The 13,924-nt window shown below is 42.7% G+C and carries 9 protein-coding genes and 1 pseudogene; 4 read left to right on the top strand and 6 right to left on the bottom strand.

The features are described 5' to 3' along the window. Together H6G17_RS30290 and H6G17_RS30285 are read left to right on the top strand one after the other, a co-directional pair. Positions 1-2,850: pseudogene (locus tag H6G17_RS30290) on the top strand (hypothetical protein); the annotation flags it as partial. A gap of 7 nt (positions 2,851-2,857) precedes the next feature. Further along, the gene (locus tag H6G17_RS30285; protein ID WP_192162224.1) at positions 2,858-3,514 is read left to right on the top strand and encodes a hypothetical protein; all 657 of its coding nucleotides are present in this window, start codon (positions 2,858-2,860) and stop codon (positions 3,512-3,514) included. A gap of 49 nt (positions 3,515-3,563) precedes the next feature. On the opposite strand, the gene H6G17_RS30280 is transcribed toward H6G17_RS30285, so the two are convergent. After that, the gene (locus H6G17_RS30280) at positions 3,564-3,812 is read right to left on the bottom strand and encodes a hypothetical protein (RefSeq protein WP_192162223.1); all 249 of its coding nucleotides are present in this window, start codon (positions 3,810-3,812) and stop codon (positions 3,564-3,566) included. 63 nt (positions 3,813-3,875) lie between these two features. Further along, positions 3,876-4,982, bottom strand: a complete 1,107-nt coding sequence (locus H6G17_RS30275) for a HAMP domain-containing sensor histidine kinase (RefSeq protein ID WP_192162222.1) — start codon at positions 4,980-4,982, stop codon at positions 3,876-3,878. A gap of 740 nt (positions 4,983-5,722) precedes the next feature. Here H6G17_RS30275 and H6G17_RS30270 point away from each other — a divergent pair. Next, positions 5,723-6,457, top strand: coding sequence for a response regulator transcription factor (locus tag H6G17_RS30270; RefSeq protein ID WP_192162221.1), 735 nt, complete (start codon positions 5,723-5,725; stop codon positions 6,455-6,457). 243 nt (positions 6,458-6,700) lie between these two features. Here the strand turns inward: H6G17_RS30270 and H6G17_RS30265 are convergent, their stop codons facing one another. From H6G17_RS30265 to H6G17_RS30250, 4 genes are all read right to left on the bottom strand, one after another. Further along, a complete protein-coding gene (locus H6G17_RS30265; protein ID WP_192162220.1) occupies positions 6,701-7,291 on the bottom strand; it encodes a DUF6753 family protein in 591 nt (196 codons plus the stop codon). A 13-nt stretch (positions 7,292-7,304) separates the two neighbouring features. Further along, positions 7,305-8,057, bottom strand: coding sequence for a hypothetical protein (locus H6G17_RS30260; protein ID WP_192162219.1), 753 nt, complete (start codon positions 8,055-8,057; stop codon positions 7,305-7,307). After that, positions 8,058-8,846: a chromosome partitioning protein ParA gene (locus tag H6G17_RS30255; RefSeq protein WP_242038685.1), complete on the bottom strand. Its 789-nt coding sequence runs from the start codon at positions 8,844-8,846 to the stop codon at positions 8,058-8,060. A 457-nt stretch (positions 8,847-9,303) separates the two neighbouring features. Continuing rightward, the gene (locus tag H6G17_RS30250) at positions 9,304-10,428 is read right to left on the bottom strand and encodes a hypothetical protein (protein WP_192162217.1); all 1,125 of its coding nucleotides are present in this window, start codon (positions 10,426-10,428) and stop codon (positions 9,304-9,306) included. 827 nt (positions 10,429-11,255) lie between these two features. On the opposite strand from H6G17_RS30250, the gene H6G17_RS30245 reads away from it, so the two are divergent. Then, positions 11,256-13,924 (top strand): DUF3987 domain-containing protein (locus H6G17_RS30245; protein WP_192162216.1); only part of this gene is annotated, 2,669 nt, incomplete at its 3' end.

Below are 13,924 nucleotides of genomic sequence, written 5' to 3'. Positions count from 1 at the left end.
TTAATTGCTGAAACACCGACTGGTAATTTACTGAAAATTCATAAAATTAATGATGAGTTTAAAGGAATCAGTTATGATGACCAAGAATTTAGAACGCTCTCTGCTTCTTCCAGGGGATATAAAGAAAGAGTTTTCTTTGCAATTGACAATAAAACAGTTGGCGTACTAAACAACACTAAAGAATCTATAGCTGCTCTCAATGCTCTAAAAACGGCAGGGCTATTTAATGGTAGCAGCAGTACATTACCCTGTAAGATACAAAGTAATTTTACTAGCTGTATCGTCACAGTAGACAGTACTACCGTCCAGTATCCAGAAACATGGGTAAAAGAAAGCTCATTAAATACCACAATCGACATTCAGCAAAACTCTAGCCAAAAAGAGCGGCAGCAAATTCATAGCCAAATCCACAATATCATTACTGAACGCCCTACAATACTCTTCCAAAGCCAAGAAGATAAAATGCTTGGTTTAGTAGGTTTAGCTGTTGACAGCCGTAAAGTTGACACAGTTAGTAATTGGTTGACTAAAGTAGCTATTGAATACTCCCAACTTCCACCAGCAGAAGCTAGAAGAGAAACCCAAAAAGGTCTGGCAGTATTCATGCTCTCTGGTAGCACTATCCGTCCAGAAATCCTGGAAAACCTTCATGCTAAATTTGGCAAAGTAGCAGACGCAACGCCGCCCGTATTAGATATTCCTATTACAGAGCAATCTGTTTTATTTTACAATCCTCATCAGAGTTATACAGATGGTAATACCAATACTACCATTCAAACAGAAGCTTATGGACTAGTTGTGCCTGCTCAGGACAGTATTTTAGTTAGCAGTTGGTTGTCTTCTCAAGGCATAAAAATTCAATCTTTTATTGAAAATAATTGTATTGCGTTTGTTATAGAGCGAAATAAGTTTAATGATGAAGTCATTCAACAAAAAATTGGCTCTAAATTGGGAGAAGCAATTGACATTAGTACTGTAGAAGGCTACGAGCAGTACGAGCAAAAACTAAACTTACTGAATGAAAATCTCAGTCAGTTTGACAGTCTCATGTCTCAAGCTAATATACCAGCCAAAAGCGAATACCAGCAAATTCTCGATCGCCTGCCTGCAAGACCTCAAGAATTGCTCGGACAACTGGAATTCGCCGTCACTCATCAGCTTACTGGCAGATCGTCCGACAGTAACAATCGGGTTGTAACTCAAGCCACAGATGCCAGCCTTACTGCTACACAGCGAGAGCAAATCCCTGCTTCTACAGGACAGCCAACAGCAGAACAGAATTCTCAACTTAGCATTCAAGAGATTGTTGCTTATGGCAACCAAACTGCTACTCGCGCTACTAATCCCCGAATACCAAATTCAATAATCTCTGGAAAGCCAGTCCCGATGGTATATGACCTTCACACCTACGATGAACCCAAAACCCTACCCGTTAATACGACTATCGATGCCATGCGGGGCTATGGCAGAGTGCATACCACTAGAGGTATTGATTATGAAAAAGCATACGGGATCAAAGAAGGGGATATTGCTATTGCTGTAGGTAAAGATGGGCGGCAGGTTGCATTCCGTGTTGGCAAGCAGTACGAGATCTCAACCGAAGCGATCGCCGATTCAACCTACCAGCAAGCCTGGGCAGCTTGGGAAAAACATTCAGTCAAGGAACTCACCCAAGCTCAAGCTAGTAAGGGGAAAATCTACGGTCTATTTATGGAACCACTGGGCGATTACATTGACGGCAAAATTGCCCCATTTCCAGCGTTACAGCAAACGGAGCGAGCAAATGCTCCCCCAACACTGCGATCGCAAGTACATCCTGGCATCAACATTAGCTCTGGCAGCCAAGACCCTTTAGGGGCAGCTCTGACAAATCCCACAGTCAAATCGAAAGCCAAAGGACGCATCCAAGGTGACTACCCTGTTTCCTTCCGAGATAATCCGGCAGTGAAAGCTGGTACTTACGGACCTGAAACCTATAGTCAGGACAAACCAGCTGGCGTTCCTTTTGCCTCTGCCGAACAAGCATACCAACACTATAAAACAGCACTACCACTAGGCGAAGAACGGATCGAACTGATGGCAGAAATTATTCAAGCCAAACTCGAACAACACCCCAAACTTTATCAAGCGATCGCCTCACGCGGCGGAGTCCAGTGGTTGGAAAATTGCACCCACTACGTCACCGCCACGCACGACAGCTATTGGGAAGGTCGAGGCGATCGGTCTCCTTTTCTACGCGCTCTGATGACAGGTTACACGCAAACTCGCGAAATTACGCTTTCCACGCCTGCTACCGCTGCTCCTGACTCCAACGCACTCCTAACTTCCGAACCGAGCCTAGCTGGAATGCAGAGCGTTTTAGGTTGGAACGAGTCTGGCAGCGAAAGTTCTACCGTGACGACTGACAAAAGTATAGATAATTGGCTGAAAGCAGCCACAATTCTCGGTAAGTCTCCTCCATACATCCAACGCATTGAAGCAGTAAAAGCAGAATGGGAAGCAACTGGAAGGTTAAGCGACAAAGCTTGCTTGGCAATGCAAGCTGACTTAGCGACGCTTTGTTCGGCGAGTGAATTAGCTCACCACGCTGAAAAAATCGCAAAAATCCTCGGTACTTCCCTGCCAAATAATTCTCTGCAAGCGATCGGCAAACACTATGACGTACTGCTTGATAGCCAAAAACAAAATTTGTCAATTTCCGATAAAAATGGCAATAAAATTCTCGATATTCAACAAGGTAAAATTCATCAACAGCAATTAACGCCAGAAGTTATAAATTATTTCAAAGTCGCAAACATACAAATTGATTCTGCAATCAAAAACGTTCAGAAAAATCTTTTAGAGCCATAAAAATACCATGAGCGAAACTACTCCAGGTTTTAGTTCCGAGCTAGCCTTTAGCACTCTCTGTTCTCGTCTAAATCTGCCTTACGAACAAGTGGCATTAATTATTTCTAAAATCGCATCAGATGTTCCCACCAACTATGAAAGCGTCGAAAGCCTCGACCGCCGCACTCAAGAAAATGCGATCGCAGACCTAGCGAACTATATCCAAAATATTAGTACCAAAGTAGAACTGCTGGAAATGAAGTTAATAGAACGAGAGAGCTTCTCCGGCAAGGAACGAGGCGACAAACGCCCAAACAACCAAATGCTGGAAGTAGAAGCTGACAAAGATAAAACTGATACGAATGACAGCAATAGTAATACTGCAACGCTGCTACAAGAGCGTTCGGCAAGCAAACAACATACTAACACTGCACTGGTACAGCAGCAAGAACCGTTGGCAGATTTTCTTCGTTTAGCCTTCCGTCGATTTGTCTCCAAAGATAAACAAAAACAAGTAGCGACACCAGACAATAGCCAGTCAACAGAAACGACTACTGATATCCCTGCTAGTAGCTCAGCGGACATTCAAGCAGAAGAAGTAGAAAAGTTTAGAATTTTGACTATAGCTGAAGCACAAAAACGAGCTTTAGAATCAAAGAAAGCGCAGCCAGAAATGGGAGATTGATGCTTTTAATTCCCCAAATAAATACTGTCGGCAAGAGCGTCAAACTAAGTCAAATCAAACTGAATGCTATGCCAATAATGAAAGCTAAAATAACTAAAGCTACTCTCAGGTTATTCTTTAAAGGAGTACGAGGACAAACTAGTATAGCAGTAGCAACGTAATAACATGTAGCAATCTGCAACAGTAAGAGCGCGTGTGCGGCAATAACTAGCAATACCCCAAACAGCAACCAACAGACAAAATTTTCTAACTTGGCTAAGAAAATATCGAGATTATTTGCAGAATCTTTCGCTGACATGGGTTGCAAGGCTCAATTGAATTATTACCACATTACATCCAATTAGGCGTGTAGGGGAATCCTTCAGTAGGAATGCTGCTGTATCAAGTATCTCTCAATACCATAGCTAGAATCGGAGTTTTGCCTGAAAGGGATGCAAAATACCGTACCTCCACTCAAAGCACAAGCCACTTGTAAGTTAGCTTGATGCACTTCTGCAATCGAGTCGATTGCCCGCAACCCCATTCTCAAGCCTTGCCTACCAATAGATACAACTGGTTCGACCAAAAACCGAAGCTGTTCTTCACCGATTCCCACACCCGTATCTTCTACGTGCAATACCAAGTCTCGTTCTAAATTGTAAAGTGATAGAAGAATGCAACCTCTATTAGTATATTTAATTGCGTTGTGTACGAGGTTAAAAGCCATCCGCCAAATCAAAGTTGGCTCTGCCCAAATCCTAGTGCCGCTAACAAACTCGGTGGCAAATTCTACTTTCAATTCTAATTCTTTTGTTTGTGCTAATGGCTGCGTTTGCTTGGCAACCGTAGTCATCACTTCTTTTATATCAACTAACTCAACTTTTTGATAATCGCATTCTAATGCAGATAAGTATGCCTGTGAGGACATAGAACCTAAAAACTTTAACAATGCATTATTATTCTCAATTACACTCTCAACTACAGAAGAAATATCTGCTAACGAACAACCGTATAAACCTTGATTCAAATGTTTGAGGACTCGATTAACGGCTACTAAAGGATTAGACATATCGTGACCGATCCTACCAAAGAATTCATCGCGATGGCGAATGTCTTGCAGCTTATCTTGCACGAAACGATCGAGTCGAAATAATAAATCGATTCTTAATTTTAGCTCACCTCGATTCACCGGATATAAAATAAAGCTATCGATGTCGCTCTGGGTAGGATTAATAACTTTTAAGTCTTGTGGATGGCATACTAGTAAAATAGGTATACGTTCTGTAAATAGCTTTCTCACAGTATCGATGGCAAAACAAATATCTTCCTCAAAGCTAGAATCTATGACTAATAAACCAGTAAATCTATGACGGCAAACATATAAAAATTTGTATACAGTACTAAATTCTACAACGTTATAATCTTCTGATAGAATATCCGTCAACTCATTGCTACTATCTTCGCCCCTGAACAAAGCTATATTTTCCATACTTACTACTTTTTGAAATTGACGAGAGACGACTATAAAGGAAATATTGCTAATCGAGTCGCTCAATTGCACTTGGGCGAGTCACTGCTGATGCTCGTCCAACTAGCACAGATCGTCTCCAATTGCTAGGATTTAGCTTGGCTAGTCGCAGTGCTTTTTACCATGCACGCTTAATTGGGCTGGTACTCGATCGATCGATTCTTACCGCATTACTTATAGGTACGCTTCACCAACGCCCATCTGTTGCAACTCGGTGGCATTCTGCTATATGACCAGCTGAGAGCTTATGCCTAGTTTAAGGGCGAGTTGTTCTGTCAGCTCCTTCAACACCCATATTTCGTATGCGAAATTGTCAATTTGTAATTTCTTCAGCTGGTTTACTGCTAGCGATTTCATACCTGACATCTGACCTCACTCCTCTAAGTGCGCTACCTATTGCAATCGGCGCATCATTCACATCCATCAAGATCGTATTACTCGCTCAGTAGTCCGTCAGCAGTGCGATCGCTGAAAAATCTAGCGGCGCTGAAGGTCAGTAGTTTCTCCGATTGGTTTCCAGTAGTCGCTAGCCATAAAGAGATAGACGATTGCTCGATCTGCGATTTCAGCCGACTGCTGCAAAAATCTATATAAAGAAATGATTAGGACATCGGTAATTTTATTATAGTTAAGGTGAAAGATTTATACCTTTAGATAGATGCTTGTTATAACTATTATGAAACTGGAGTGGTTAAGTACGTATGACGAGCATAGCAACGCAAACAATAAAAATAGTGCTGGTAGAAGATCATAAGATTACGAGGTTTGGAATTAACACGTTGCTATCCACCAAAGCCGATCTTCAGGTCTGTGGAGAAGCAGCAACGGCAGCAGAAGGACTAAATCTGGTTGACTTATACCAACCCGATATCGTCATTATCGACATTAATCTACCAGACAAAAATGGTTTAGAACTTACCGAAGAAATTAAGTATAAGTACAGTAATATTAAAGTGATTATTTTATCGGGCGAAACTCACAAAGAGATCGTCAAATCCGCTTTTGGTAATGGCGCTGACTCTTACTGTTCAAAACTAGCAGAAGACGAAAAGTTGTTGGAAGCCGTATACACAACCTACAGGGGAGAATCGTGGGTAGATTCTAAGATTAGCAAGCCAATAGTAGAAGAATTTAGAACGAATAGAAAAGAAGTCGTTCAATTTAGCGAACAAAATTTTTACCAATACATGCTACGTCCGGATCGACTGACAGCAAAAGAACTCGAAGTACTACAACTGATCTGCGCGGGCATGTCCAATGAAGAAATTGCTACTAATCTATGTATATCTCCTGGAACGGTACGCACTCACACGCACAAAATCTTTCAAAAACTCAATGTTAATAGTCGGACGCAAGCCATGCGCGTGGCTATAGAACGAGGTTTGGTCGATACAGAAACCATAGCTAGAATTAGACGAAAATACAACAAAGAATAGCAAACAGTATCAAAGTTAAGTTCTCGACAGTGACAACAAGCGATAAAAATTCGAGCAATAAGGATTGGGAATAGCGATCGCGCGATCGTTCCATTGGTAGTGGAGTCACAATGCTTGAGAAATTATGACAAGTGCCGCGATTGACATACAGGACGCATGGTATGAGAATTTGGTGCTAATGAGCAATGACTGCGCTATCAGCACCAATCTCTCGCACTATTCACACAAAAATAATAACTGTAATTAATTCTGGATGGATATCACGCACTTTCCTTTTAGCTCTTTTACTTGTTTTTTGCAGAAAGATATTGCATCTGCATTGATCTTTTGAAGTTCTTTAGCTTGCTTGCCATCTGCCGATCGCGCCCATTGTAGCAAAGCTTTATCTTGAGAGTTTAAGTTACTAGGAGTAACAAATTTAACGATTGTATTGGCAGATATAAAAGTACCGATAACAGTTCCCAAAGCCAATACACCCCCTAAAGTTGCAATCAAATATAGTGAGTGCAGCATGGGTGAACTAGCAAAATGAGTCGGAGAAGATTTATTTAGCAAATCCTTAATAGATTCTAAAAACACTTTTTTCTGCTGCGTCACTGCACTACGAACAATCTGGGTTATTTTGGTATCGATAGTTTCCGTCCAAGTGCTAATTATTGTCCCCAAGGATTCTGGAATTCTGTCGATGCGACTATCGATTTTAGCTAAAGTCGCCATTGTCACGATCAACGGGTCGCGAGGGTTAATCCCCGACTGCAAAATTAGTTGAGTAATTTTCTCTTTTTCTTCAGTTGAGAACTCTGCCAATACTTCATCGATCGCAGCAACGTTCATCTACAAATCTCCTTTAAAAACTACTTTCGCTAGCAGTAGAAATATAATTTTTCCAATTCAGACCTATATAGTCGGCTGCCTTCGGGTCGAGAGCAAACTGATGGAAAAAGCTTTCCATCCAACTAAATAGAAGATGGCGATAAAAAGTATTAACCTTTAAATCGCTGATGATTTGAGAGTACGGTAGCCCGCAATCCTCGCATTGCTGGTAGACAAAGAGCGATAAATTGGCTAGGTTGGCTTCTCTACCGCCTAAAGCCTCGATCGAGCTACGAGTTTCACTTGAATCGTAGTAGGGAAAATCTGTATCGAAATAATTGTTTTTGATCGCAATATAATCAATGTTATCTCCGCAAAACTTGTAGAATTCTTGCAAGTATTCCACGCAGTCGCGTCGATGAGATATAGGATGAATGGCTGTCATTCTATAACCCAGCGATGCTAATGTATCAAATAATAAAAATTCTTCTACAAAGAATTTGAAGGCAGATAAGTGTTGTCCTGGCAAGTCTGTCAAAACCACAGCTAAATCTGGTAGCGATTCCAGGTCTATCAGGAGACGATCGGCACCGCCTCTCGACAGTTGCAGTTCTTCAACGCCTAATTTCTCTATTTTCTGGTATGGTGCTAGTTTATTGCGATCGCCGTTATAATAAGCTCTGACAGAAATTTGCTTTTCTAACAATAAATCTAGGAGCAATCGTGCTACCGTTGACTTGCCTACTCTAGCATCGCCAACAGTTACTAACAATCTCTTTCTCAACATTTACTCTAAACCAAGAATTGTGTCAGCTTTTAAAGCGTTCTTCTCAAACTCAGCCAGCCACGATTTGACCCGCAACCTGATTGCTAAATTTGCTTTAGCGTGTTCGTAAACTCCTGAAAATGGCAAACTGTGTTCGTCAAGGAAGTCGTATGTTTTGTAGAATAAATCGGGCATAGCTATTTCTTGAACTCTTACTTTATCTTTCATTTGCTTTCTCAGTTTTGATTCGTCGTAGCGTTCAAACTTGTCTTCCGCTCCGTAAAATAAATTTTTGACTACCAAGTAATCGACGCGATCGCCACAATATTCGTAGAGTAATTTTAATAGACTGACAGAATCTTTAACTCGACTAATTACGGAAACCATAGTTATTTGATAACCACAGTCTTTTAGAGAATCAAATATGTTTAACTCTCGCTCAAATGTCTCAAAGAAGCTACCAGACTGAGCTGGTAAATCTAATAAAGCAATAGGCGGCTGTTGCTCGTCCAAGTTTACTAATAAAATATCTGCTTCGCCCCGATTGAATATATCAAGGCATCTTACAGTATCTTTTCCGTAATATCGCTCTAACTGAGGATTGCGTTTATCAGCGTCGTAGGCTAACAGATTAATCTTTTTATTAATGTATACCTGTAATAATCCTCTAGAAAACGTACTCTTTCCTACACCTCCTTTGTCACCAGTTACTATTACTAAACGCTTTTGGTTTGCTTTCTGCAATTCTGGGTTTGTATTTTCTACATTAGACTCATTACTAGCTTCGTTAGATATGTGTTCTGTAGACATTGCTGTACTTTCTCTTCTTTTAGTCATAAATATTTAATGAATACAATAAAGCTACTCTTAGCTCCAATGCGAGCGATTTTACTCTTCTTCCATCTGTTCGGTAATACTGAATTAAAAGTAGTTAACAAGTTAAGGTGTATTAACGATAGCTTCGAGTGGCTGGCACTCATAAGCCTTTTACTGAAAAATTGTTGCGAGCGTTATTTCTCAATATTCCTACACTTGGTTTATCTTACTTTCAAATATCTTCTAATTAAAACAGATGAATTTCTTAAATTTTCTCAGATTTTTATCTGATTTATTCTCAACGACAATGCTTTGTATGATTTAGATAACCATACTTAATTTAATAAGTAGTTTGACTGAATCTAAAACTGAATGAAATGATAGATATAGTTACTTAAAGTAATTATTTACTTGCCAGGTATCTAAGGATTTATCTTTATAATTTGCTGGTTTAATTTGCAAGGTTCCTGCGAATCTTTTCAGGGTTTGGAACAATTTTGACAGCATCTTGCTTTTGCCCTGGCTTGCTAACAATTTCAGCTTGCAGGAGGTATTCTTGTTCGAGCAAGTCATCCAACACTTGTTGGAGTAGTCGATTGTTACGACTCGAATTAGCACCCAGAATTCCTGATTTTCTTAGCAATGTAGCTTTGCCAATCCACATTGGATTCTTTTTATCCCAGCTTAAGCGGCCCATGATATATACTAAGCAACGAGATTGATAATCTCTTGAATAGTTTGCACTAGGTGCCGGAACACCTCTCGCAGGGAGGCTTAAAAGGATAGTGTCCTTTTCATCGTAGAAGCCTAACTCAACTTCGTATATGTCTGGAAGTTGAAAAGTTAAATCACCAGCTCGTTCAAAATCGACTTCTTCCGCTCTATCCCGATAAAAAGCTCTTTTTATTCTGAGAATATTTTTATACACTACAGCTACATCTCTGTAACCTTTTTTACCCGACTGTGCGGGAGTAGCAGCTTGAAAGACGATCTCAGTACGGTGCATCGAAAGCATTTCTTGTGCCAGCTGATTGCTAATATTCGAGTCATAATCTCGAATACTCTCTCGTCGTTTGTATCCTCTTGCTTCTAATAGCAATCGCGTATCAATTAGTGGTGTCTTTGTTCCCTGTTCGTATGCAGCTTTGTAGATGAGATATACGGTTTCAAGATTTCGCGGCCCACAAAACAAACTGACTCCTAGTAAAATTCTCTGCAATCGTCTGATCTCAGCATCTCTATGCCGTTCTGGATCTGTTTCGCTAAGCGCCTTTATGACTTTCTGGGTGTGCGCTCGAAATTCTGGGTTTTGCACTGAAGTTGCTAAGTTTGACTGAATGAAATCAAATTCATCATCTTCGAGCTTGCCGACCTGATACCGACGTTCGAGTTCCAAACCATCATCGTCTTGGTATAAACCTCCTCGTACTCGAACGACGATCGCGCACTGCCCGTCTATCCCACTTTCAACTAATGGTAGGTCAACCAGGGGATCTTTAAAAGGCGCTCCAGCTGTTGCCAGAATTGAAAGTAACTGGGCATCCATAGGAACGAGATACTCGCGCTCTTCTACCATTTTCTCACCTATACGCGCTTGCTAGCCTACACAATTTCCAGTCAATTGGAGTCTGACAGCGATCTGCCAGCATTTTATCCTTAGAAGATAGAAAAGCCTTATCTAACAGCTAAAATCTTTCAGTGTTTGTAAAGAGATGTAAAAATCTGCTACGATGCCCGCGTCAAATTTTTGATGTTTGCTACGATGCCCGCGTCAAGTTTTTGCTACGATGCCCGCGTCAAGTTTTTCAAAAGTTTCAAATATGACTGCTTGACTGACGCGGGTTTCACAACAGGTGCTACGATGCCCGCGTCAAGTTTTTGCTACGATGCCCGCGTCAAAAGTTCGATTCAGTTCCAAACATGCAGCTACACGGGGGCTTGAGACTCTAGCAATGGAGTGGTAAAACAGTTCCAGGTTGAATTTGTTTTTGCAGTTACTGCGTGATGAAGGTAGGAGGTTTCCAGTAAAGTAGAACGAACGCGCTTCTATACCCAAAAGCTTGAGTTATCCTCTAGAGATGCAATAGCTCAAGCAACAGGGAATAAACAATACGAATGACTTACCAACACTAAAACCCTCACTGGTGGAACAGTCAGGGCTTTAGGTTTGCGATCTTATCTTTTTTATATGGGATCGTGTCTTGCGAGCACCAACCTCACAAGCATGACTCCCTGTGGGACGTATGGCTTTCTAGAAAGAAACCATACATTTCGACAACTGATGCTAATCCGAGACCAGCGGTTCAGCAGTAAGGGCTTTTGACTATGCTTTACTGCTGCAAATCATCATAGCAAAGATCGATTAAAATCGCTTGTCTCGGCTCCAAAAAGAGAGATTTCGAGATGAAACAAGCACAAAAAAATATATCTTCTAGCCCATCTGTATCCCAAAAGCTTCAGATAGACCGCACCAGTGCGATCGCCCAGTTAGAGATGCTCGGATACAAGCGTGGGGATGCCATCTATATCAGAGCTTTCCTACCAAAAGAAGACCCCCGCTATGCTCCTAACACTGGGCGCAAAGCCGACAAGCTAAGTTGGGAACAGGTAGAGCGTTGGCAAGAACAAGGTTATGGCATTTACATCGTCGTGAATGGCGGCGGACATAAAGATGAAGACGTGCAGTACTGTCGTGCTATCTTCTGCGAGTTTGACGATAGACCCATCGAAGACCAAATTAATTTTTGGCAAGACTTGGGGCTACCAGAGCCTTCAATGCAAATTGCTACCCGCAAGTCAGTTCATACGTATTGGGTGTTTGACGAACCGATTACTGTGGAACAATGGCGAGAATTGCAAACGGCTCTACTCACATATACTGCTTCCGATCGGGCACTGAAGAATCCTAGTCGAGTCATGCGATTGGCGGGGGCTTTCCACATCAAACCAGGGCATGAACCAGTACGTTGCGATCTTATCCACTCTTCGGGTAAGTGCTACAGCTACCAAGAACTACGCTCGGCAATTCCAGTTTCGCAATCTACTACACCAGCTATAACTTTGTCGCCCTCATCAGTACCACAATCTCAAACTAATCTAGTAGCACCACAGGCTCGGCGCTTTGAAGATATTTCTATTCCCGTTCCTGCCTCAGTTCCTCTAGAAGCCTGCCTTGCTAAAGAATCTCGTTCCTTGCTGGGAGCGGGAGTAGCAGAAGGCGGACGTAATGCCCAAGGAGCTAAACTCGCTCGCGACCTGATCGGTACTACCAATTACCTCCACTCGCTCGGTCAAAGTTTTGACGGCGACCCCAGGCTACTGTTGGAAGATTATGCGAATCGTTGTTCTCCACCTCTGCCGTCTAGGGAAGTAGAGACAATTTGGCAGTCAGCCGAGAAAGACAATCCCACTCCTAGCTGTACGCCCGAAGGTGTAGACGCTTGTATCAGGGGGTGGTACTGGAAGCATCGCGTCAAACCACAGCAAGAATCTACTGGGAAAAATAGCAACTATGCCGCTGGTCGTGGCTTCGGCTATAGCAACAATAGCAACGCTGGCAACAAACCACCCGTCGCTACAGTATCTCTGTGCGATCGCATTCGAGAAATTCTCAACCGCTGCGACAGCGAATCTGTTACTGCCACTGCTTTGATGGAGCTAGCTAGTGCTACAGGTCGCACCTACAACGAGATCGATCGGCTCGCTAGGATAATTCGCGCTGAAGGAGAACTAGCTACTGAAGTCATCGAAGCGGTTGAATCCTTTCAAGGAATTCTCAAGAGCTGCCGCAAACGACTGGATATCCGGCTGTACTTAGACAAGACATTATCCGACCCACTGATGGCAACCTCAGCAGCCATGCCCACTGCACCAGAGTATCTATTTAATACGGTACTTCCTTCTAGTGCCTCGCGCATCGGTACGGCAGCCAGAATTATTGTCAATCCCCAAGGTGGTTACGCCCAACCTTGTATTTTCTGGACGGCCAACATCGCCCACAGCGGTCAAGCCAAAACTCCTCCGCAGCAGGTCATCCTCAAACCGCTAGAGGAAATGGAAGCAACAGCCAAAGAAATTCACGATCGCTCCTTGGAGGACTACGAGGCAACCAAAGACAGCGATGCCAAAGTCCCAGTGCGACAGCGGCGGCTGCTCAACAACGTCACCACTTCCACCAAAATTCGCATTCATGACGAGAATCCACGCGGCTTGCTGGAATATATCGACGAATTGGTAGCTGACTACCAACGATTGAACCAGTACAAGAGCGGTAAGGGCGATGACCTGCAACTAGAACTATCGTTTTGGAATGGCTCTGGCGGTAACTTCGACCGTCACGACGCGCGGCTATTCTTGAAGCGCGTTGCTTTGAGCAAAACGGGGACTTACCAATGGGATACGTTGGCGCGATTGATGGGAGCTGACGAAGTTAACTTTATTGCTAGCGGTTACTCGTCTCGGTTCCTCTACTGCTCAATCGTGGATGCCCCAGCTAGATTTCTCGATCTTTTGTCAACTCCAAATCCAGCTGCCGACGAGTTAAAGGAAAAGTTGTCTTGGCTATACGCCCAGTTAGAACAACTACCCGAAGCTGATTACTTTCTTTCCCATGAAGCTAAAGTCTTGTTTCAGGGCTGGAACCATACTTTGGTAAACGCCGAGATGGAAGAAAAGCATTTTGGGCTGTCGCTAGTTTACGCCAAAATTGAGTCTTACACGGCTCGAATCGCCTTATGGTTGCACGTTGTCAATGCCGTGCTGCGTGGCGAAAAGCCCCAGATGACGATCGGCGGTCGGACAATGCAACATGCAATTGAAATTGCCTCTTTCTACCTCGACCAGCACAAACTGATCCATGCCCATAACGCCCCTACTCGCCAACCAGAAGGCATTTTTCTCAAAGTCCAAACTCAAGCCGAGAAGGTTTTGAAAAAGTGCGGTAAGGGTGTCAGTGCTTCGTTTCTCAAAAGTCGGATCAATGCTCTTAAAGGCTGGGCAGTGGAAAAAATTCGCGCTTGCATCTTCAAAGCTTTAGCAGCCTCCGGTCACGGACGAATCGAAGGTGAGGGCAG

The organism is Chroococcidiopsis sp. [FACHB-1243] (assembly GCF_014696895.1).
In the GTDB taxonomy this organism is placed as follows: domain Bacteria; phylum Cyanobacteriota; class Cyanobacteriia; order Cyanobacteriales; family Chroococcidiopsidaceae; genus Chroococcidiopsis.
This window is presented reverse-complemented; position numbering and strand designations above follow the sequence as displayed.

Excerpts from the sequence above, each read along its gene's own strand:
- H6G17_RS30275 (WP_192162222.1), bottom strand. The coding sequence starts at position 4,982 with ATGGAAAATATAGCTTTGTTCAGGGGCGAAGATAGTAGCAATGAGTTG.
- H6G17_RS30270 (WP_192162221.1), top strand. The coding sequence starts at position 5,723 with ATGACGAGCATAGCAACGCAAACAATAAAAATAGTGCTGGTAGAAGAT.
- H6G17_RS30260 (WP_192162219.1), bottom strand. The coding sequence starts at position 8,057 with ATGTTGAGAAAGAGATTGTTAGTAACTGTTGGCGATGCTAGAGTAGGC.
- H6G17_RS30265 (WP_192162220.1), bottom strand. The coding sequence starts at position 7,291 with ATGAACGTTGCTGCGATCGATGAAGTATTGGCAGAGTTCTCAACTGAA.
- H6G17_RS30285 (WP_192162224.1), top strand. The coding sequence starts at position 2,858 with ATGAGCGAAACTACTCCAGGTTTTAGTTCCGAGCTAGCCTTTAGCACT.
- H6G17_RS30255 (WP_242038685.1), bottom strand. The coding sequence starts at position 8,846 with ATGTCTACAGAACACATATCTAACGAAGCTAGTAATGAGTCTAATGTA.
- H6G17_RS30250 (WP_192162217.1), bottom strand. The coding sequence starts at position 10,428 with ATGGTAGAAGAGCGCGAGTATCTCGTTCCTATGGATGCCCAGTTACTT.
- H6G17_RS30280 (WP_192162223.1), bottom strand. The coding sequence starts at position 3,812 with ATGTCAGCGAAAGATTCTGCAAATAATCTCGATATTTTCTTAGCCAAG.